General features: G+C 64.2%; 18 protein-coding genes. 16 read left to right on the forward strand and 2 right to left on the reverse strand.

Features of this window, described 5'->3' with window-relative positions; genetic code table 11:
* The first annotated feature begins 78 nt into the window (after window positions 1–78).
* Complete coding sequence (gene mgrA, locus AC4FS3_RS09005) at window positions 79–1,128, forward strand: L-glyceraldehyde 3-phosphate reductase (protein WP_491020262.1); 1,050 nt, start codon at window positions 79–81, stop codon at window positions 1,126–1,128.
* Window positions 1,129–1,362: 234 nt separating this feature from the next.
* Window positions 1,363–2,631 carry an SfnB family sulfur acquisition oxidoreductase gene (locus tag AC4FS3_RS09010; protein WP_491020263.1) on the forward strand — a complete coding sequence of 423 codons (1,269 nt, stop codon included), beginning with the start codon at window positions 1,363–1,365 and terminating at the stop codon, window positions 2,629–2,631.
* Between the two features lie 73 nt (window positions 2,632–2,704).
* Here AC4FS3_RS09010 and AC4FS3_RS09015 read toward each other — a convergent pair whose 3' ends face one another.
* Window positions 2,705–4,117, reverse strand: coding sequence for an FAD/NAD(P)-binding protein (locus tag AC4FS3_RS09015; RefSeq protein ID WP_491020264.1), 1,413 nt, complete (start codon window positions 4,115–4,117; stop codon window positions 2,705–2,707).
* A gap of 13 nt (window positions 4,118–4,130) precedes the next feature.
* A complete protein-coding gene (ssuD, locus tag AC4FS3_RS09020) occupies window positions 4,131–5,306 on the reverse strand; it encodes an FMNH2-dependent alkanesulfonate monooxygenase (protein ID WP_491020265.1) in 1,176 nt (391 codons plus the stop codon).
* Between the two features lie 499 nt (window positions 5,307–5,805).
* Between ssuD (AC4FS3_RS09020) and AC4FS3_RS09025 the strand changes: the two genes are divergently transcribed.
* From AC4FS3_RS09025 to AC4FS3_RS09090, 14 genes are all read left to right on the forward strand, one after another.
* Window positions 5,806–7,209 carry an LLM class flavin-dependent oxidoreductase gene (locus AC4FS3_RS09025; RefSeq protein WP_491020266.1) on the forward strand — a complete coding sequence of 468 codons (1,404 nt, stop codon included), beginning with the start codon at window positions 5,806–5,808 and terminating at the stop codon, window positions 7,207–7,209.
* Complete coding sequence (locus AC4FS3_RS09030; RefSeq protein ID WP_283178944.1) at window positions 7,206–8,258, forward strand: methionine ABC transporter ATP-binding protein; 1,053 nt, start codon at window positions 7,206–7,208, stop codon at window positions 8,256–8,258. Before AC4FS3_RS09025 ends, AC4FS3_RS09030 begins: the two co-directional genes overlap by 4 nt.
* Window positions 8,248–8,907, forward strand: coding sequence for a methionine ABC transporter permease (locus tag AC4FS3_RS09035; protein ID WP_491020267.1), 660 nt, complete (start codon window positions 8,248–8,250; stop codon window positions 8,905–8,907). The genes AC4FS3_RS09030 and AC4FS3_RS09035 overlap by 11 nt, the downstream gene beginning before the upstream one ends.
* Window positions 8,908–8,933: 26 nt before the next feature.
* The gene (locus AC4FS3_RS09040) at window positions 8,934–9,746 is read left to right on the forward strand and encodes a MetQ/NlpA family ABC transporter substrate-binding protein (RefSeq protein ID WP_491020268.1); all 813 of its coding nucleotides are present in this window, start codon (window positions 8,934–8,936) and stop codon (window positions 9,744–9,746) included.
* A gap of 128 nt (window positions 9,747–9,874) precedes the next feature.
* Window positions 9,875–11,041, forward strand: a complete 1,167-nt coding sequence (ssuD, locus tag AC4FS3_RS09045; RefSeq protein WP_491020269.1) for an FMNH2-dependent alkanesulfonate monooxygenase — start codon at window positions 9,875–9,877, stop codon at window positions 11,039–11,041.
* Entirely contained in the window at window positions 11,038–12,252 is a 1,215-nt protein-coding gene (locus AC4FS3_RS09050) for an SfnB family sulfur acquisition oxidoreductase (protein WP_491020270.1), read from the forward strand. The genes ssuD (AC4FS3_RS09045) and AC4FS3_RS09050 overlap by 4 nt, the downstream gene beginning before the upstream one ends.
* A gap of 226 nt (window positions 12,253–12,478) precedes the next feature.
* Complete coding sequence (locus tag AC4FS3_RS09055) at window positions 12,479–13,138, forward strand: carboxymuconolactone decarboxylase family protein (RefSeq protein ID WP_491020271.1); 660 nt, start codon at window positions 12,479–12,481, stop codon at window positions 13,136–13,138.
* Window positions 13,131–13,799: a carboxymuconolactone decarboxylase family protein gene (locus AC4FS3_RS09060; protein ID WP_491020272.1), complete on the forward strand. Its 669-nt coding sequence runs from the start codon at window positions 13,131–13,133 to the stop codon at window positions 13,797–13,799. Before AC4FS3_RS09055 ends, AC4FS3_RS09060 begins: the two co-directional genes overlap by 8 nt.
* Window positions 13,796–14,470 (forward strand): hypothetical protein, encoded by a 675-nt coding sequence (locus AC4FS3_RS09065; protein WP_491020273.1) that lies wholly within the window; start codon window positions 13,796–13,798, stop codon window positions 14,468–14,470. Before AC4FS3_RS09060 ends, AC4FS3_RS09065 begins: the two co-directional genes overlap by 4 nt.
* A 42-nt stretch (window positions 14,471–14,512) precedes the next feature.
* Complete coding sequence (locus AC4FS3_RS09070) at window positions 14,513–15,448, forward strand: serine O-acetyltransferase (protein WP_491020274.1); 936 nt, start codon at window positions 14,513–14,515, stop codon at window positions 15,446–15,448.
* A gap of 304 nt (window positions 15,449–15,752) precedes the next feature.
* Entirely contained in the window at window positions 15,753–16,196 is a 444-nt protein-coding gene (locus AC4FS3_RS09075) for a rhodanese-like domain-containing protein (RefSeq protein WP_491020275.1), read from the forward strand.
* Window positions 16,197–16,251: 55 nt separating this feature from the next.
* Window positions 16,252–17,208, forward strand: a complete 957-nt coding sequence (epsC, locus tag AC4FS3_RS09080; RefSeq protein ID WP_491020276.1) for a serine O-acetyltransferase EpsC — start codon at window positions 16,252–16,254, stop codon at window positions 17,206–17,208.
* Between the two features lie 129 nt (window positions 17,209–17,337).
* Window positions 17,338–18,267: a family 2A encapsulin nanocompartment shell protein gene (locus tag AC4FS3_RS09085; RefSeq protein WP_249498595.1), complete on the forward strand. Its 930-nt coding sequence runs from the start codon at window positions 17,338–17,340 to the stop codon at window positions 18,265–18,267.
* On the forward strand, window positions 18,242–20,101 hold the full coding sequence (locus tag AC4FS3_RS09090) for a family 2A encapsulin nanocompartment cargo protein cysteine desulfurase (protein ID WP_491020277.1): 1,860 nt from the start codon (window positions 18,242–18,244) through the stop codon (window positions 20,099–20,101). The genes AC4FS3_RS09085 and AC4FS3_RS09090 overlap by 26 nt, the downstream gene beginning before the upstream one ends.
* The last annotated feature ends 17 nt before the right edge of the window (window positions 20,102–20,118 follow it).

The raw sequence follows: 20,118 nt of genomic DNA on the forward strand, positions 1-20,118 counted from the left end.
CGTGATATGTAAACCGACATTTGCCCGGTCCTGGCTGTGCAGGGCGGTGCAAATGGCCGCAGATCTCCGGAGCCCGAGATGAGCTATATCCCCGCCGCTGACCGCTATGACAACAACCGTGCGAAATACCGCTATACCGGCAAAAGCGGGCTGCAACTGCCGGCGCTTTCGCTGGGGCTCTGGCATAATTTTGGCGATACAACCCCGCTTGAGACACAGCGCGAGATCGTCTTCAGCGCCTTTGATCACGGCATCACCCATTTCGATCTCGCCAATAATTACGGCCCTCCCTATGGCGCGGCCGAGATCAATTTCGGCCGTATCCTGCGCGAGGATCTGGCGGCGCATCGCGATGAACTGATCATCTCGACCAAGGCCGGCTGGGATATGTGGCCGGGGCCTTACGGTCAGGGCGGCGGCTCACGTAAATACGTGTTGTCGAGCCTCGATCAGAGCCTGAAACGGCTGGGCGTTGATTATGTCGACATCTTCTATTCGCACCGGTTCGACGCAAAAACCCCGCTGGAAGAGACGGCGGATGCGCTGGCGACGGCGGTGAAACAGGGCAAGGCGCTTTATGTCGGCGTCTCGTCCTATTCCGGCGCAAAAACCCGCGAGATGGCGGCGCTTCTGCGCGACCGCCAGGTGCCGCTTCTGATCAACCAGCCGTCTTACAACCTGTTCAACCGCTGGATTGAAAAGGATCTTCTCGACACCGTTGAAGAGACCGGCACCGGCATCATCGCCTTCACCGCCCTGGCGCAGGGGCTTTTGACCGGCAAATATCTGAACGGCATCCCCGAAGATGCGCGGGTGAACCGGGCGGGCGGCGGCTCGCTGCGCCCTGAACATCTGAGCGACGAAAACCTCGCCCGCGCGCGCGCACTGAATGAAATCGCGAAACGGCGTGGCCAGAGCCTTGCGCAGCTGGCGCTGGCCTGGGTCCTGCGCGATCCGCGTGTGACCTCGACCCTGATCGGGGCTTCCACGGCGGCACAGGTTGCGGAAAATGTCGCGGCGCTGGACAACCTGGATTTCAGCCCGGAAGAGCTGGCGGAAATCGACCTCCATGCGGTCGATGGCGGCGTTAATCTCTGGGACAAGCCGTCCCATGACCAGGCGATCTGAGCCGGCGCGCCCAGACTGATTCACCATCGGACGCTGCGAGGGAAACAACTCTCTCGCAGCGGGCCGGAGCAAAGAAGAAACCGCCCGCGCAGGCGCGCGGAAAAGAACGGGCACGGCTTGCCCGATACCCGGATTACGGGCAAATTTCATCAGCAAATTATTGACATATCAATGTCTTGGCCATTTGCCCTTATCTGGCATCGGGTCCGGACCCTGCTGTGAAAAGGAACCGCCATGGGCTCTCTGACCGGGAACCAGATCGACTATAGCCTGCATCCGCGTGTCAATTCCGATGACCCGGTGCCCGCTCGCCCGCGCCCGTCCGAGCCGGCCTATGTGCTGAAAGACGAGGCCGATGCGATCCGCGTCGCGACAGAGCTGGCGGCAGAGCTGGCCAAGGATGCTGCGCTTCGCGACCGCGAGGGGCTTTTGCCGCTGCGCGAGCTGGATCTCTATTCGCAAAGTGGCATCTGGTCGATCATCGTGCCGAAGGAATATGGCGGACCGGGCCTGTCCTATGCCACACTTGCGAAGGTGATCGCGATTGTCGCCTCGGGCGATCCGTCGGTGGCGCAGATCGCGCAGAACCATATCGCCATTCTCGGGCTGATCGATATTGACGCAACCGATGCCGAAAAACGTGAGATCTTTGGCTGGGCGTTGCAGGGGCTGCGCTTTGGCAATGCCTTCTCGGAATTCGGCGGCAAGACCGTGGTCGATTTCAAGACCCGCGTCAGTTTCGAGGGCGACGAGGCGGTGGTGAATGGCGAGAAGTTCTACACCACCGGCGCGCTCCTGTCGCATATCGTGCCAATCGTTGCGATCGGGGATGACGGCGCATATCTCGTCTTTGCCGACCGCGAAACCAAAGGGCTGACGATCACCAATAACTGGTCAAGCTTTGGCCAGCGCACCACCGGATCCGGTTCGGTCCGGCTGGAGAATGTGCGGGTGCCGAAGGCGCGCGCGGTCAAACTCCAGGATGTTTCGGTGGTGCCGACGGTACAGGGGCCGATCTCGCAGATCATTCAGGCTGCGATTGATGCCGGTATCGCGCGCAACGCGATTGACGAGACGATCCGCTTTGTGACCACCCAAAGCCGGCCCTGGATCGACAGCGGCAAAGAGACTGCGGGCGAGGATCCCTATACGATTCAGGCCATTGGCACGCTGAAGATCCACCTTCACGCCGCCGATGCGCTGCTCGAGATCGCCGGACGCGCCATCGACCGGGGCCTTGCCGATCCGACGGAAGAAAACGTGACAGACGCGACCATTAAGACCGCCGAGGCCAAGGTGCTGACCACTCAGGTCGCAATTGACGCGACCAATAAGCTGTTTGAATTGGGCGGCACCCGCTCGACGCTGGCGCAGCATGCGCTGGACCGGCATTGGCGCAATGCCCGCACTCATACGTTGCATGATCCGGTGCGCTGGAAATTCTACCATGTCGGCAATTACTACCTGAATGGCGTCAACCCGCCGCGCCATCCCTGGAACTGACCCTTTAAATCGCAAAACGCCCCGGAGCTCCGGGGCGTTTTCAGATCCAGCCGTGATCAGGCAGGGGCTTTGGTCAGGCGGGGACCGGCGCCTGTGCCAGCTTTGCCGCCAGCTTCTCGGCCCAGGCGGTCACTTCGGGAACTCCCATCAGCTCGCCCACGGCGGCGCGGGCCAGCGGTCCGGCGATCAGAAGATCGCTTTGCGGCTGACCGTATGCATCAATCGCTTCACCCTCCGGCGTCGCCGAAAGCCCAAGCCCCAGCGGATCGACCGCAATCAGCCCCTGATGCGCAAGATCGGCGTAAAGCGGGTTGGTCGCGGTGACCGCCCCATGTGCCGGTCCGGTGGCAAGGATCACCCGATCCGCTGTGACGCACAGCGCGCCGCCCCGGCGCAGCCGCAGGCGGATGCGCAGCCGCGCGCCCTCACGCTCAAGCCCCGTCACGCGGCCGGCCAGCGCGACCAGCTGGCCTGACCGCTCGGCTGCGAGCAGGCTTGCATGGGTCTGCGGTGCAATGCGAAAGCGGTGGATATCCCAGAGCCCGCGCAGATGGCGCAAGAGCCGCCGGCGCTCGGGCAGCGGCAGCGCGGCCCAGATCTGCGGGCCCTGGCCTCGCAGGCGGTCAAAGACCGGATGCCAGGTCAGCCCGGCCTTTGCGGCAATGACCAGCTCAGCCCGGATACGGCGCAAAAGCGCCAGTGCCGTGCCCGGCGGATCAAGGGTGAAATCGGCGCGGCTCTCGTCCTGGACCGGCCCATGCGGCTGCGAGCGCCGCCCTGATCGCGATAAAAGCCGGATCCGCCCCTTGTGATTGCGCCGCGTCAGGCTTGCAACAATATCGGCGCCGGTCAGGCCCGAGCCGATGATCAGCAGCTCTTCCTCAGGGCCGATCCCGTCCAGCGCAGCGGGCAGATAGGGGTCGGCGATCAGCGCGGACGTCCCGGCGAGGGCTTCGAGCCCGCGCGGCAGGCCGGGGCCGGGATGGGTTGCCGCGAGCACCATTTCGTCAGCCAGGATCACGCGCCCGTCCTCAAGCCCGATCTGCCAGCGACCAGCGGCGCGCGTGGCGCTGACGGCCCGGCTTTGCAAATGCACGATCCGACCGGCATCGAGAAAGGGTTGCAAATGGGCCAGCACATAGGCGCCAAACACCGCACGCGGTGTGAAAATCGCACCGTCAGGGCGCAGCGCGTCCGCCGTAAAGGCAGGCGCGGCGTCTGATGCCAGCCAGCGCGCATAGTGATCCGGCTCAGACGTGTCGAGTGTCATCTTCACATGCGGCACGTTCAGACGGTGGTCCGGGTCGGGCGTAGAATAGGCGAGCCCCCTGCCAGGCTCGGGCCTCGGATCAATCAGGGTGATGCGCAATGTGTCGTCGGGGCTCAGCCGGGCCAGATGCCAGGCCAGCGCCGATCCGGAAAGCCCGGCCCCCACGATGGCGACATGCCGCCCTTCAGGGGCGGTGATCGGGCGCTGTTCGGTCATTTCAGCGCCCCTCTCAGCTGGCCGAAGCGCGCGCGCGGATGTCAAAGGCCCCGCCGGTCTGGGCGCTGCGCTCGGTCACGGCAGACTTGCCCAGAAGCGGGAAGACCAGTTCGGCAAAACGGATGGACTCTTCCAGATGCGGATAGCCCGACAGCACGAATGTATCGACCCCGAGCGCCTGATATTCGCGCAGCCGCTCGACAATCTGCTGCGGGTTGCCGACCAAAGCCGTGCCAGCCCCGCCGCGCACAAGGCCAACCCCGGCCCAGAGGTTTGGCCCCACCACCAGCCGGTCGCGCCGCCCGCCATGCAGCGCCTGCATCCGGGCCTGGCCATGGCTGTCCATCCTGGCCATATTGGCTTGGGAGGCCGCGATATCCTCATCCGAGAGATGCGAGATCAGCCGGTCGGCATCGGCCCAGGCCTCCTCTTCGGTCTCGCGCGCGATCACATGCAGGCGCACGCCAAACCGGACCTGACGCCCGTGCTTTGCAGCCCGCGCCCGCACATCGGCGATCTTTTCCGCCACGGCTTCGGGTGGCTCGCCCCAGGTCAGATAGGCATCGACATGTTTCCCGGCGAGATCATGCGCTGCCGGCGAGGATCCTCCGAAATACAAAGGCGGATAGGGCCGCTGCACCGGAGGGTGGAAATTCCGCGCGTTCTCGACGCTGAGATGCTTGCCCTTGAACGAGACCGGCGCATCGGTCGCGAGGATCCGGCGCCAGACGGTCAGAAATTCATCCGCGGCCTCGTAACGCTCGTCATGTTTCAGAAAGACGCCATCCGCCGCAAGCTCGGTCGCATCGCCGCCCGGCACCACATTCAGCAAAAGCCGGCCGCCAAGTGCCTGATCCAGCGTCGCCGCCTGGCGCGCCGAGGCCGTCGGCCCCATGATCGAGGTGCGCAAAGCGACCAGAAGCTTGATCTGCTTCGTCTCGGCAATCAGGCTCGCCGCTGTCACCCAGGGGTCCTGGCAGCTTGCGCCCGTGGGGATCAAAAGCCCGTCATAGCCCAGCCGGTCCGCGGTGATCGCGATCTGGCGGATATAGCCATTCTCGGGTGGGCGGCTGAAATCCGAAGTGCCCAGATAGCGCGTATCGCCCGAGGTCGGCAGGAACCAGAAGATCTCAGGGCTGGCGGGAGGGTTGGCCTGACGGGGCGGGGTATCCTCGATCGGGTGGCTCATGTCGCGACTTCCTGGGCGATGTGGGGGCGGTGTGGGCTATGGCCTGAGGGGTGCAGCCCGTCAGATATATGATTGATTTATACGAGGAGCAGCGGCCCTCCGGCCATTCCAAAGGCCTTTTCTGCGCAGAATACAGCCCCTGTTACCCCCCTCTGCCAGAGAAAACTAATCTCCTGACAGGGAATGCCCTTTCCCTTTGCAGGTCAAAATCAGGCGGAAGCCGCCTGGTAGCGCGAAAAATCAGCCATGAGTCTCTGGCCGCGCCGATTTGGCATAACCCTTTGAAAGTCATAAGACCCCTGTCAAATCCTTGCCTGTGACAAAGAAAATCCAGGCTGCACGGGGCGGCCCCGCCAGGAGATCCTTCTCTTTGGGGGCCGGGCTTTGGAATCGCCTCCGGCCCCTCAGGCGCGGTAATCACGGCACAACATGTCGTGTTTAACCGGCTGCCCGGCATCTCCCTGCCGATCCGACCGCCGATCAGATGAGAGACTGCAAGATGACCCGCCAGATCCGCTTCAACGCCTTTGACATGAACTGCGTCGGCCATCAGTCGCCCGGTCTCTGGGCGCATCCGACCGACCGGTCGATAAAATACAAGGATCTCGACTACTGGCAGGATCTGGCCCGCACGCTGGAACGCGGCGTGTTCGACGGCATCTTCATCGCCGATGTGATCGGATATTACGATGTCTATAAAGGGAATAATGAGGGCGCGATCCGGAATGGCGCCCAGATCCCGGTGAATGACCCGATCCAGCTCGCCGCGCCGATTGCGCTTGCGACCGAGCATCTGGGGATCGGGATCACCGCCTCCACCTCATTTGAGCACCCCTATACTTTCGCCCGCCGTATCGCGACGGCGGATCACCACTCAAAGGGCCGTGTCGGCTGGAACATCGTGACCTCTTACCTGGAGAGCGGGGCGAAAAACATCGGTCAGGGCGGGTTGAAAAAGCACGACAACCGCTATGAGGTCGCCTCGGAATATCTCGAGGTGATCTACAAGCTGCTGGAAGGCAGCTGGGAGGAAGGCGCGGTTGTCAAAGACGCCGAAGGCCGCGTTTTCGCCGATCCGGCCAAAGTCCATGAGATCGGCCATAAGGGCAAATATTTCGAGGTGCCAGGTTACGGGCTGACCGAACCGTCGCCGCAACGCACGCCGCTGATCTACCAGGCCGGGGCCTCGGGCCCGGGCAAGGCCTTCGCGGCGGCCCATGCGGAATGCGTCTTCGTCGGCGCGCCGTCAAAGGCGCTGCTGAAAGACTATGTCGCCGATATCCGGGCCCGCGCGGCGGCAGAGGGCCGCGACCCAAAGCAGATCTATGTCTATACACTGATCACGATCATCACCGATGAAACCGAGGAAAAGGCCCGCGCCAAATTCGAGGATTACAGCAAATACATCTCATATGAAGGCTCGCTGGTCTTCATGTCGGGCTGGAGCGGGGTCGATTTCGGCGCTTACCAGCCCGGCGAAGTGATCCGCAAGGTTGAGACCAATGCGATCCATTCCATGCTTGATGCCTTTGGCGGCAAGGACAAGGTCTGGACCGTGGATGAGCTGGCGAAATATGGCGGCATCGGTGGCCAGGGGCCGGTCTTTGTCGGCTCTCCGGCGCAGATCGCGGATATCCTGCAGGACTGGGTCGCGGAAACCGATGTCGATGGCTTCAACATCGCCTATGCGGTAACGCCGGGCTCGTTTGAAGATGTCGTCGATCTGGTTGTGCCCGAGCTGCAAAAGCGCGGCGCCTATCCGACCGAATATAAGGCCGGAACCCTGCGCGAAAAGCTGTTCGGCGCCGGCCCCTATCTGCCCGTCAACCACCCGGCCGAACGCTACCGCGATATCGAGGCGGTGAAACTGGCCGAGGCCGCCGCGCGCAGTGCCGCAGAATGATACGTCTCGAGGCAGTCACCAAGAGCTTTGCCTCAAAGCGCGGCGCGGCGCCTGCGCTGCACGGTATCGACCTTTCGGTCGGTCGGGGCGAGATTTACGGCATCATCGGGGCATCAGGCGCCGGGAAATCGACACTGGTGCGGCTGATCAACCTGCTTGAACGCCCCTCCTCGGGCGAGGTGCTGATTGACGGCGCGCGGGTCACCGATGCGAAAGGAACTGCGCTGAGTGATCTGCGCCGCTCGATCGGCATGGTGTTCCAGCATTTCAACCTGCTCAGCGGGCGGACGGTGGCAAAGAATGTCGCATATCCGCTGGAGCTGGCCGGGCGGCTGAGCCGGGCCGAGATCACGGCAAAAGTCGCGGCCCTGCTGGATCGGGTCGGCCTGGCGGATCACGCGCAAAAATACCCGCGCGAGCTTTCGGGGGGGCAGAAACAGCGCGTCGGCATCGCCCGCGCGCTGGCGAATGACCCGAAGGTGCTTTTATGCGACGAGGCAACCAGCGCACTTGATCCGCAGACCACCGGCCAGGTGCTGGATCTGTTGCAGGAAATCAACCGCGAGCTTGGCGTCACCATCGTGATGATCACTCATGAGATGGAGGTGATCCGCCGCGCCTGTGATCGTGTGGCGGTACTGGAAAAGGGCCGCGTGGTCGAGGAAGGCCCGGTCACGACTGTTTTCCTGCATCCCGCCCATCCCGTGACCCGCGCCCTGGTGCGCGAGGCCGAGGGGGACAATGCGGTTCCCGCCACACAGGCGACAGGCCAGCTCTTGCGGCTGACCCTGACCGGTGCCACGGCGCATCAGCCGATCCTCGGGCGCATCGCCCGCGATTTCGGCAGCGATTTCGCCATTCTCGGCGGCCGTGTCGGCCATATCCGCACGACACCCTATGCGCAATTCGCGGTGGCTTTGTCCGGCGGCAATGGCGGGGCGGCGGTGGCAGCCCTGCGCGCCTCGGGCGTTACGGTCGAGCTGATCGGCGGCGGCCCGACGGCTGCAGAACGTGGCGGGGAACGCGAAAGGCATCTCCATGTGGTTTGACCGGATCAACTGGGCCGATATCGGCACCGCGCTCGGCCAGACCCTGACCATGGTCGGGATCTCGCTGACACTTACGGTGCTGATCGGACTGCCGCTGGGTATCCTGCTGTTCGTCACCGGCAAGGGGCAGCCTTTCGCAAAGCCCATCGGCTATGGCGCGCTGTCATTCGTGCTGAACATCATCCGCTCGGTGCCATTCATCATTCTCCTGATCGTCCTGATGCCGGTCACGGTCCTGATCACCGGCACCTCGCTGGGCATTCGCGGCGTGATCTTTCCGCTGGTGATCGGCACCTCGCCCTTCTTCGCACGCCTTGTGGAGACCGCGCTTCGTGAGGTGGATCGCGGCGTGATCGAGGCAAGCCTTGCAATGGGCGCTTCGCCTGCCCAGACCATCTTTCGCGCTGTCCTCCCCGAGGCCCTGCCCGGCCTGATCGCCGCCGTCACCGTCACCGCAATTGTGCTTGTCGACTACACCGCGATGTCGGGAGCCATCGGTGGCGGCGGGCTAGGCGATCTGGCGATCCGCTACGGCTATCACCGCTTCCAGACCGAGATCATGCTGGTCTGCGTCGTGGTCCTCATCTTGCTGGTGCAGTTGATCCAGGCCTCGGGGAACAGCCTCGTCACCCGTTTCACGCGCCGCTGAACCGCTTCATTCCAAAGGATAATTCTATGTCAAAACTGAAAACCCTGGCCTTTGCCGCCGCCGCTGCCTTCGGCCTTGCAGGCGCGGGTCAGGCACAGGAAAAGCTGGTGATCGGCGCCACCGCCATCCCCCATGCCGAGATCCTCGAATTCGTGAAACCGATTGTCGCGAAAGAAGGCATCGACCTCGATATCCGCGTCTTCACCGATTACATCCAGCCCAATGCGCAGCTGGTTTCGGGCGAGCTTGACGGCAATTACTACCAGTATCGCCCCTTCCTCAACGAATGGAACCGCGAGCGCGGCGACAATCTGACCGTCATCGTGCCGGTCCATATCGAGCCCTATGTCGCCTATTCGACCAAAATCTCCTCGCTGGATGAGCTGAAAGACGGCGCGAAAGTCGCGATCCCGAATGACCCGGTCAATGGCGGGCGCGGGCTCTTGCTCCTGCAACAGCTGGGACTGATCAAACTGGGCGAATTCAAATCGCTGACCTCGCCCGATGACCCGCTGCCGGGGCTGAAGGACATCACCGAGAACCCGAAAAACCTCGATATCGTCGAGCTGGAATCGGCGCTGCTGCCGCGCGCGCTCAATGAGGTCGATCTGGGCGCGCTGAACGGCAACTACGTCTTCGAAGCCGGTCTTGATATCGATAAGGCGCTGTTCATCGACAATGGCCAGGATGGTCATAACGTCTGGAGCGAATATCTCGTGACCCGCCCCGGTGACACCGAAGATCCGCGCATCAAAATCCTCGCCAAAGCGCTGAACAGCGACGAGACCCGCCAGTTCATCCTCGACCGCTACAAGGGCCAGATCTTCCCCGCCTTCTGACGCCTTCGCGCGCATACAAACCCGTAAAGACGGGGCGCGTGACCTCCTCATGCCTGCGCGCCGTCCGTCTCCTGCCAGGGTTACCTCTGGCAGGAGACAGTTTCTCAATCACCCCGCCGGAGCCTCACATGACCAACCCGCAGAAACCGCTGGACTTCCTGTGGTTCATCCCTTCCTCCGGCGATGGCGCCTATCTGGGCAGCGACCTGCGCGCGCGGCCAGGAGACCCGGATTACTTCCGCCAGATCGCCCGGGCGGCGGATGGCTTAGGCTATTCCGGCGTACTGATCCCAACCTCGGTCGCCTGCGAGGAAAGCTTCATCCTCGCGGCCGATCTTGCCGCCCATACCGAACGGCTGAAATTCCTTGTCGCCGTGCGCCCGGGCACCGCGTCACCGGCCTATTACGCGCGACTGGCCTCGACGCTCGACCGGCTGTCGCGCGGGCGGCTTTTGCTCAATATCGTGGTTGGCGGCGCGCCGGCAGAGCTGGCGGGGGACGGCATCTTCCTGCCGCATGACGAGCGCTATGCCCATGCGCGCGAGTTCTTCGACGTCTTCAACAGCCTGCTCGAAACCGGCGAGGCGCATCTCGACGGCAAACATATCAAGGCCCATCATGCAAAGCTGGGCCTGCCGCCCTTCCAGGAGCCGCGCCCGCCTTTGTATTTCGGGGGGTCGTCCGAGGCCGCTCATGATTTTGCCGGCGATTATGTCGAGAAATACCTGACCTGGGGCGAGCCCCCGACCCAGGTGGCCGAGAAAATCAAAGCGGTGCGCGCGGCGGCGGCGGCAAAGGGGCGCGAGGTCAGCTTTGGTATCCGACTGCATTTCATCGTGCGTGAAACCGATGAGGAAGCCTGGGCCGCCGCCGACCGCCTGATCTCGCACCTCTCGGATGAGACCATCGCGAATGCCCAGGCGGTGCAGAAAACCCAGTCGGATTCAGTGGGTCAGGAACGGATGCGCCGCCTGCATGAGGGCCGCCGTGACCGGCTTGAGGTCTCGCCGAACCTCTGGGCGGGGGTGGGCCTCGTGCGCTCTGGCGCAGGCACGGCGCTGGTTGGCTCTCCCGCCACGGTTGCCGCACGGCTGCGCGAATACCAGGAGATCGGCATCGATACCGTGATCGCCTCGGGTTACCCGCATCTGGAAGAGGCCTATACGGTCGCGGAACTTTTGTTCCCCGAACTTGACATCAGACCGGCGACCGCTCCGCTGCGCCCGTCCTTCGGCGCGCCTGCGGTCTTTGGCGGCGGCGGCCATGGCGGCAATGTGAAGGCGACCAAAGCATGACCCTTTCAGCGAGCTATCCGATCAACCCGCCCGCCGCCCATGTGATCCGCGATGATGCAGAGGCAATCCGGATCGCGCATGAGGTCGCGGCCTTCCTGCGTCCCGGCGCGGCAGAGCGAGATGCCACCCGCCAGGTCCCCGCCGACGTGGTCGACCATTTCTCGAACTCGGGCCTTTGGGGCATCCAGGTGCCCAAAGCCTATGGCGGGGCCGAGGTGTCTTACGCGACGCTGGCCGAAGTGATCGCGATCATCTCGGCGGCGGACCCATCGCTGGGGCAGATCCCGCAAAATCATTACTGCCTCCTCGAAGACCTGCGACTGCAAGGGACGGAAGAGCAGAAGCGGCATTATTTCGGCCTCGTGCTGCAAGGTCATCGCTTCGCCAATGCGCTGTCTGAGACCGGCGGCAAAAACGTGGCCGATCTGCAAACCCGCCTCACCCGCGACGGCGAGGGCTATGTGATCGAGGGCCGCAAGGGCTATTGCACCGGCTCGCTATACGCCCATTATCTCGGCGTTCTGGCGCTGGATGATCAGGATCGCGCACAGCTGGCTTTTGTGCCGCGCGAGACGCCGGGGCTCGTGGTGGTCGATGACTGGGACAGTATCGGCCAGCGCACGACGTCCAGCGGCACGGTGCTGCTGGAACGGCTGCGGGTGCAGGATTTCAACCTGATCCCGAGTTACAAATCCTACGAATCCCCGACCCTTGCCGGCCCTTTCGCGCAGATCACCACTGCGGCGATTGATGCGGGCATTGCGCGCGCCGCGCTGGAGGACACAATCGCCTTTGTACGCGAGCAGGCCCGACCCTGGATCGATGCCGCGGTCGAACACGCTTCGGAAGACCCGCTGACCATCCTCAGGATCGGGGAGCTCGAGATCCGTCAATCCGCCGCCGAGGCATTGCTGGAGCGCGCGGGCCGGGTGCTTGATGCCGCGAAACCGGCGCCGGATGAGGAAAATGTGGCCCTTGCCTCGGTCGCAGTGGCCAAGGCCAAGGTGCTGACCACCGAGGTTGCGATCGAAGCCACCAACCGGCTGTTCGAGCTGGGCGGCACCAGGTCTTCCTTACGAAAACACGCCTTTGACCGCCACTGGCGCAATGCGCGCGTCCATACGCTGCATGATCCGGTGCGCTGGAAATATCACCTCGTGGGCAATTGGGCGCTGAATGGCGTGAAACCACCGCGCCACGACTGGAACTGAGATCGATGAAAACGGCGCAACGCGAAAGGGGCGCGGGGGAAGGTGATTCTCCCGCGCCCCTGTCCTTTGCGCGCGCTCCTCACGCGCCAGGGGCGAATTTCCCCCGCAGACCCGCCCTCGCCGCCCGCTTATTCTCCACCCGCCCGAAATAAACACGTCTTATTTTATCGTGTTTATGCGAGACTGTCCTCAGACCCGCCTGTTCCCGGATGCGAGAGGAAGAACTATGTCCCGCCACGAACCCTTGCTGCATCGGCCAACCCTTGCCGAACGTCTGGCGGCGGTGCCGCCGGGCAGCCCGATCCTGCGCGCCTTGCGCAACCGGCCAGAATTGCTGGCAGGCCTTGAATCAGGGTATCAGGATCTCTTGCGTCACAGCGGCGCCGCGCGAACCGAGGCGCTGGCGATTGCCGCTTTCACCGCGCATCTGCATGGCGAAGAGGCTGTCAGCACCCATCTTCACGCGCTGCTTCAGGCGGCGGACAGCGAGCTTGCCCTCCTGATCGCGGAAGAGGCGGAGAACGCGGCTCTGCCCGGGCCTTACGGAACCTGGCCCCCCGGCCCGCTTTCGGCCGAGGATCTGGACGGGCCGGCCTGGCGCGCCGATCCGCCGCTGCGGCTGCGCCTTGGGGCGCGCCTGTCGGCGGCGCTGGAACATGCACATCTGGTGACGCTGCACCCGCGCGACATCACTGCGGCGGCAGATGAAGCGCTGGAACGGGCCGGCTGGCTGCCCGCCGAGACGCTGGCTCTGAACCGGCTGATTGCCTGGATCGGCGCGCTGAGCCCGGTGGTCAGCGGCCTCAGGGCTTATGCACATGCACGCCATTTGCAGCGCACAGGCACGACCGGCCAGGACCGGCCCGCCGGGTTTGCCTATGGCTGACCCGCTGCTGCCCGAACCGGGGATTCCGGGCCAGGGCCTCGCCCCCTGCGGGGCACCGTCCGCTGAGCCGCCCGCGTCCCGCCTGCCTGACCGTTTCACCAGCCGTCGCCACGAATGGCGACCCCGCAAACCCGCGCAGGCGGCATTCCCGACGCCAATCCAGGTGCCGGCGGTCGAGACCGAGCCGGTTGCCTTTCTGCCTGCCGTGCTGGCCGGGGATGCGGGGCCCGTCCTTACAGCGTCAGCGGAATTTCTCGCCCGCCGCCGTGGCGCCGGGCTTGCCCAGGGGGAGCGCGATCTCGCGGCCACCGCTGTCGCGCGCCGCATCGGCTGTTTCTTCACCGCCGCCGCCCATGCCCGGCGCGCGGCTGCTGGCCTGAGGCGCAAGCGCGAGGTCGAGGTTCTGCTGGAAGAGGGTCTGCCAAGCCCGCTCGGGGGCCGCTCTGGCGGCGTGATCGCGGCAGCCTCGGCGCTGGCGGCGATCCCGGTCAGGGCCAGCCGCCAGGTCTTCTGGACACTGGAGGAGGAAAAGCTTGACGATCAGGAAATCACCGATCTGATCCTGGTGGCAGGCTTTGCGGCCTGGAATGCCCGCCTCGCGCTGGCCACCGGCGAGAGCCGTCGCCTTGATTCCGAACCCCGTCGGAGCGTCTCGCCATGAGTAAACCCTGGCGCCTGATCGCCCCGGCAGATCATACCCTGGCCGATGCGGTGCAGCTTGTGCTGCGGGCGCGGCAGCTTCCTGTCCTGCGCGATGAGTGCGGCCCGCTGCCGGCGCTCTTAGCGCCCGATGCGGATCCGGTACCCTTGCATGATGGCGCTGCGTTGCTCGCCGCGCTGCCGGATATGCCCGGAACTGCCATGCCAGTGCTCGGGGCCGTGCAATCCGCCCAGGCGCAGCTGGCGGCGATCGACCCTGCGGCCTTTCCGGCCGATCTGGACCTGACCATCTACGCCCTGCGCCAGGAATTGCGCGCACTGGAACCCCTCGCCCCGCAGACGGCGCCGGAAAGCGATGCCGGGCTGATCATGGCGCCGCTTTTGTGGCGGGTCGGGATTTATGATCTCCATTTCGGGCTGTTCCTGCTCTCGGGCCTGCCGGGACTGACGACATTGCGTGCACAGCAGCGGATCAGCCCGCAGATTGCGGGCCTGCTGAACGCGGGCGGGGCACTGCGGATCCTGCAGCGCCCCGGGCGGCTGGCCGGGGCAACAGCCCCGCCGACCGACTGGTCCCGTGCGCTCGGCCCGGAGGGACGGGAGAAATCCCTTCTCCCAAAGGCGCAAAGAAGAAAAGATCCTTCCATTGGCAGCGGGGGTCACATTCGTTAGCCATCCGGCGCAGCGCGCACAGTGCCAGTGACGGAGAGTTCGATGGACGGAGCCCCGGGGGAAACCATCGGTGATCAGGCGGCGGATGATGCCGCGCTGATCGCCCGCCTGACGGAACGGCTGCGCCTTTTGCGCATCGTCTCGCAGCAGCGGCGGTATCACGGGCGCCCGACGCCGCGCCTGCCCTCGAAACGCGCCATCATCGAACTGCTGAACGACATCGTTGCGACGCTTTACCCGCGCCATTTCGGCCCCCAGGACCTCGCGCCCGAGGCCACGGATACCTTCATCGCGCAGATGCTGGCCTCGATCCGTCTGCGCCTTGCCGATCTTGTCATCACCGAGCTGATGCTGGCCCCCGATGCCGACGCGGCAGCGTCACATGCCCGGGGCGAGGCGCTGTCCCGCGCCTTCCTTGAACGGCTGGTGATCATCCGCGATCTGCATGACACCGATATTCTGGCGGCCTGGCAGGGCGACCCTTCCGCGATGAGCCTTGACGAGGTCGCCTTTTGCTTTCCCGGTGTGGCCGCGATCCTGCATCACCGCATCGCGCATGAGCTGAGCCGCGCCGGCATCCGCATGATCGCCCGCATCATGGCCGAGCATTCGCATTCCGTGACCGGGATCGACATCCATCCCGGCGCAAAAATCGGGCCGGCGTTTTTCATCGACCACGGCACCGGTGTGGTGATCGGTGAGACGGCAGTGATCGGGCGCAATGTGCGGCTTTATCAACAGGTGACGCTGGGCGCCAAGAGCTTCCAGGACGATGGCACCGGGGCGCTGATCAAAGGGCAGCCGCGCCATCCGCAGATCGGCGATGATGTGGTGATCTATGCCGGGGCGACGATCCTTGGCCGGATTACGGTCGGCCAGGGCGCAGTAATCGGCGGCGGCGTCTGGCTTTTGGAAGACGTGGCCCCTGGCGCGATGGTCACACAGGCGCGACCGATGTTGCGGGTCGCTCCGGGCTGAAGGCGCTCGTCAGGCCCCATTGAACGGTTTTAGTCACAGATTCGCGGGAATTTCCGGCGCTGAGGCCTGCGCAGCTCCAGGCAGCCGCAGATCGCCCCTTCCCCAAACGCTGCGCGCGGAAGAGAAATTTTATCTCTTCCGCAGGCGCCGCAATCGGCCTGTTCCAAGTTTGGTGCCCGTGGGCAAAACGGGGCGAAAACCTGTTCCTGACCGGGGATTTCCAGCGCTATCCTGACCCCGTTGCGGGCCCGGCCCGGCGGTTTGCGGACCCCGCAGCCAGGGCCAGAAAACTGGGAGTGTGATGATGAATCTTCGTGCCGATACCAGCTTTTCCGCGGTTCCCGTGGCGCAGGATGGCTTTGCCGGGGTCATCGCGCCCCACACCGCCTGGGATCTTGTCTCGCGCGGCGAGGCGGTGATCCTCGATGTGCGCACAGTGGAAGAGCGCGCCTATGTCGGCCGCGTTCCCGGCACGCTGCATGTCGCCTGGGCGACCGGAACCGCGATGAACCGCAACCCGCATTTCGCCCGCCAGGTGGCGGCGCTGGTGCCGGATAAGACGGCACGGCTCCTGCTTATCTGTCGCAGCGGCAAACGATCGGCGCTGGCGGCCGGGGCATTGACCAAAGCCGGCTGGACCCAGGCCTTCAGCGTGGCCGAGGGCTTCGAGGGCGAGCTGGATGCCGCCGGCCACCGCGGCACCGCCGACGGCTGGCGCTTTCACGGCCTGCCCTGGCACCAGGATTAAAACGCCGCCCTTCCGGCCCCCGGGCCACGCCATCCCTGGTTTTACGGAGACAGCAATGCCCATCCCTGCCCGCGACCATGACGGTTTCGCGGAAGATATTTCGGCGACCATCGCCGGCCTCGCCGAAGCCCGCCATGACTGGCGCGTCTCACATCTGCGCCTTGAAGAGGCGGGGCCGCGCGAATTGCCCTCACCCGAACGTGTCGCGGCGATTGTCACCGATCTGCGGGCGGTTCTGTTCCCGATGCGGCTTGGCCCGGCCGATCTGCGCCAGGAGAACGAGAATGAGTTCATTGCAATCACCCTCGCGCGCGCCGCGCAGGACCTGACCCGCGAAACCGCGCGCGAGCTTGACTGGGCGCGCCGCTATCTTGGCCCCGGCGCAGCGCCTGCGCCCGATGCCGCCCCGGCCATCGTCGCCGCATTCATCCAGAGCCTGGCCGGGATTCGCCGGGTCCTCGACACCGATGTTGTCGCCGCCTTCCGCGCCGATCCGGCTGCACGCGGGGTTGATGAGGTGCTTTTGTGCTATCCGGGTCTGCGCGCCCTGATCAACCATCGGCTCGCGCATCGGCTTTTCACCCTTGGCCTGCCGCTGATCGCGCGGCTGATTGCCGAGATGGCACATGGCGAGACCGGCATCGATATCCATCCCGGCGCCCGCATCGGCGAGAGCTTTTTCATCGACCACGGCACCGGCACCGTGATCGGCGCCACCGCCATCATCGGCGACCGGGTGCAGCTGTTTCAGGGCGTGACGCTGGGCGCCAAAAGCTTTCCCACCGACATACAGGGCAATGTGGTCAAAGGTCTGCCCCGCCATCCGATCATCGAAGACGATGTGGTGATCTATTCCGGCGCCACGGTGCTGGGCCGGGTGACCATCGGTCAGGGATCGGTCCTTGGCGGCAATGTCTGGATCACCGGCGATGTCCCCCCCAGAAGCATGGTGTCGCAGGCCAGATCGCAATCGCAGGGGCAGCCAGAGAATGGACATGTCAAAATTGCCTGACCCCCCTCCCGTTTATGGCAAAATATTCTACACAAATTGATTGAATTGGAAGTTTATTCCACCAAAGATATACAAAAGAGAACACAGTTTCACGCCTCTCCTCCCCCACCCCCTCAAGCGGAGCGCCTTATGGCCGATCTCTCCCCGCAATCTGCGCTTGGCGACAACGCCGCCCGGCAGCTTGCAAATGCCACCAAAACTGTTCCGATCCTTTCAACAATCAGCCCGCGCTGGCTTGTCCATCTCTTGCAATGGCTGCCGGTCGAGGCCGGGATCTACCGGCTGAACACGGTGAAAAACCCGCAGGATGTGCATGTCGCCTGCACCGCGCGCGAAGATGAATCTGAACTCCCGCAGACCTTTGTCGATTACGATGAGACCCCGCGCGAGTATTTTCTCAATGGCGTCTCGACCATCGTCGACGTTCACACCCGTATCTCGGATCTCTATTCCAGCCCCTTTGACCAGGTCAAAGAGCAGCTGCGCCTGGCGATTGAGACCATCAAAGAGACCCAGGAAGGCCAGCTGATCAACAACCCGGATTACGGGTTGCTGGCCAATGTCCACCCCGATCAGGTCAACTACCCGCTGACCGGCGCGCCGACCCCGGATGATCTCGACCTGCTGATCGCGAAAGTCTGGAAAGAGCCCGCGTTTTTCCTGACCCATCCCGATGCCATCGCCGCTTTTGGCCGCGAATGCACCCGGCGCGGTGTACCACCGCCGACCGTGTCGCTGTTCGGCTCGCAATTCCTGACCTGGCGCGGCATTCCGATCATCCCCTCCGACAAGGTGCCGGTGGTCGATGGCAAGACCAAGATCCTCCTGATCCGGGTTGGCGACAAGCGCCAGGGCGTGGTCGGCCTTTACCAGCCGGGGCTGGCGGGCGAACAGGCGCCGGGCTTGTCCGTGCGTTTCATGGGGATCAACCGCTCGGCGATCGCGTCTTACCTGATCAGCCTTTATTGCAGCCTCGTCGTGCAATCGCCGGATGCCCTGGCCGTGCTGGATGATGTGGAGATCGGCAAGTTCCATGACTATCCCGACACCTATAAGTAACCCGCTTCCCGCGCCGGATGTCGTGCCGCAGGGTCTGCCCGATGTGGCAGCCCTGACGAGCCTCGCCTCGCAATTCTTTGCCGCGCTTCCGGGCGCGGCAGGGAATGGGGGACCGTCTTCTGGCGGGCATTTGCCGTCAAACCCGGTGCCTGCCAATCCGCAGCCGGCGGGCTTTTCGCCCGGGCCGCTGGCAAATGGCCCAGCTTTGCCCGGGGCCTTCGCGCCCGGGGCAAATGCCGCGCCAGCCAACCCGCAGGACGGCGCGGCGGTGCTGGCCTCAACGCCCTCGCTGGCGCCCAAAGCGGTGGCGACAAACGGCCTGCCCGATCACGCCGCCATCGTGCCATCCGCGCTGAACGGAAGGTTCGGAGGCCATTCGCTCGGCGTGCCGCAGGTCTCTCCGCGTGCAGCACCCACAACGGACAGCGCAACGCCCTTCTACTTCCTCGCCGATGCTACCCCCTACGCGCCCCAGTCCAAAGCGCCGGATGTGCCGCGAGAGGACCTCGTCTCGGCCCGCAGTTTCGGCCTGCCCGGGGCCGATGATCTGCGCGCACTGCTGGCAGACAACCAGGCGCCCGCGCGCCCGGCCCCGGCAAGCCAGCCGCAGCGCGGGGCCTTTGACGTCCATGCCGTGCGCCGCGACTTCCCTATCCTGCAGGAACGGGTGAACGGGCGGCAACTCGTCTGGTTCGACAATGCAGCCACCACGCAAAAGCCGCGCCAGGTGATCGAACGGGTCTCGTATTTCTACGAGCATGAGAATTCGAACATCCATCGCGCCGCGCATGAGCTCGCCGCCCGCGCCACCGATGCCTATGAAAAGGCACGGGAATCCGTGCGGCGCTTCATCAATGCGCCCTCGGTGAATGAGGTGATCTTTACCCGGGGCACCACCGAGGCGATCAATCTGATCGCCAAGTCCTGGGGCGCAAAGAATATCGGCGAGGGCGATGAGATCATCGTCTCGAACCTTGAACATCACGCGAATATCGTGCCCTGGCAGCAGCTCGCCTGGGCGGTCGGCGCGAAGATCAGGGTGATCCCGGTTGATGAGGATGGCCAGGTGATCCTGTCGGAGTATCAGCGCCTCCTGGGGCCGAAGGTGAAGCTTGTCGCGGTCACGCAGGTCTCGAACGCACTTGGCACGGTGGTGCCGGTGAAAGAGATCGTCGATCTGGCGCATCGGAATGGCGCAAAGGCGCTGGTCGATGGCGCACAGTCGATCAGCCATATGCGGGTTGATGTCCAGGATATCGGCGCGGATTTCTTTGTCTTTTCGGGGCATAAGATTTTCGGCCCCACCGGCATCGGCGCGGTCTGGGCCAGGGCCGAGATCCTTGACGACATGCCGCCCTGGCAAGGCGGCGGCAATATGATCGAGGATGTCACCTTCGAGCGCACCCGCTTTCAGCCCGCGCCGAATAAGTTCGAGGCCGGGACCGGGAACATCGCCGATGCGGTCGGCCTTGGTGCCGCGCTGGAATATGTCGAGGGCTGGGGGATCGAAAATATCGGCCGTTATGAGAATGAGCTGCTGGATTACGCGACCCATCTTCTGCGCCCGATCAGAGGTGTGCGGCTGGTCGGCACGGCGCGCGAGAAGGCCTCGGTTCTGTCCTTCACGCTGGAAGGCTATACCACGCATGAGGTGGGCGTTGCGCTGAATGAGGAAGGTATCGCGGTGCGCACCGGCCATCATTGCGCACAGCCAATCCTGCGCCGCTTCGGGCTGGAGACGACCGTGCGGCCCTCGCTCGCGTTTTACAACACGCGCGATGAGGTCGACCGCTTCATCGCAGTGGTGCAGCGACTGTCGAAAGCGCCGCATTGAAACAGGCCCGCCCCGAA

Source organism: Pseudogemmobacter sp. TB195 (assembly GCF_058313095.1).

Coding starts and splice junctions, on each gene's coding strand:
- epsC (WP_491020276.1), top strand. CDS start 16,252: ATGCCCATCCCTGCCCGCGACCATGACGGTTTCGCGGAAGATATTTCG.
- AC4FS3_RS09085 (WP_249498595.1), top strand. CDS start 17,338: ATGGCCGATCTCTCCCCGCAATCTGCGCTTGGCGACAACGCCGCCCGG.
- AC4FS3_RS09050 (WP_491020270.1), top strand. CDS start 11,038: ATGACCCTTTCAGCGAGCTATCCGATCAACCCGCCCGCCGCCCATGTG.
- AC4FS3_RS09030 (WP_283178944.1), top strand. CDS start 7,206: ATGATACGTCTCGAGGCAGTCACCAAGAGCTTTGCCTCAAAGCGCGGC.
- AC4FS3_RS09065 (WP_491020273.1), top strand. CDS start 13,796: ATGAGTAAACCCTGGCGCCTGATCGCCCCGGCAGATCATACCCTGGCC.
- AC4FS3_RS09025 (WP_491020266.1), top strand. CDS start 5,806: ATGACCCGCCAGATCCGCTTCAACGCCTTTGACATGAACTGCGTCGGC.
- AC4FS3_RS09060 (WP_491020272.1), top strand. CDS start 13,131: ATGGCTGACCCGCTGCTGCCCGAACCGGGGATTCCGGGCCAGGGCCTC.
- AC4FS3_RS09090 (WP_491020277.1), top strand. CDS start 18,242: ATGACTATCCCGACACCTATAAGTAACCCGCTTCCCGCGCCGGATGTC.
- AC4FS3_RS09040 (WP_491020268.1), top strand. CDS start 8,934: ATGTCAAAACTGAAAACCCTGGCCTTTGCCGCCGCCGCTGCCTTCGGC.
- AC4FS3_RS09015 (WP_491020264.1), bottom strand. CDS start 4,117: ATGACCGAACAGCGCCCGATCACCGCCCCTGAAGGGCGGCATGTCGCC.
- ssuD (WP_491020269.1), top strand. CDS start 9,875: ATGACCAACCCGCAGAAACCGCTGGACTTCCTGTGGTTCATCCCTTCC.
- AC4FS3_RS09075 (WP_491020275.1), top strand. CDS start 15,753: ATGAATCTTCGTGCCGATACCAGCTTTTCCGCGGTTCCCGTGGCGCAG.
- AC4FS3_RS09055 (WP_491020271.1), top strand. CDS start 12,479: ATGTCCCGCCACGAACCCTTGCTGCATCGGCCAACCCTTGCCGAACGT.
- AC4FS3_RS09010 (WP_491020263.1), top strand. CDS start 1,363: ATGGGCTCTCTGACCGGGAACCAGATCGACTATAGCCTGCATCCGCGT.
- AC4FS3_RS09070 (WP_491020274.1), top strand. CDS start 14,513: ATGGACGGAGCCCCGGGGGAAACCATCGGTGATCAGGCGGCGGATGAT.
- mgrA (WP_491020262.1), top strand. CDS start 79: ATGAGCTATATCCCCGCCGCTGACCGCTATGACAACAACCGTGCGAAA.
- AC4FS3_RS09035 (WP_491020267.1), top strand. CDS start 8,248: ATGTGGTTTGACCGGATCAACTGGGCCGATATCGGCACCGCGCTCGGC.
- ssuD (WP_491020265.1), bottom strand. CDS start 5,306: ATGAGCCACCCGATCGAGGATACCCCGCCCCGTCAGGCCAACCCTCCC.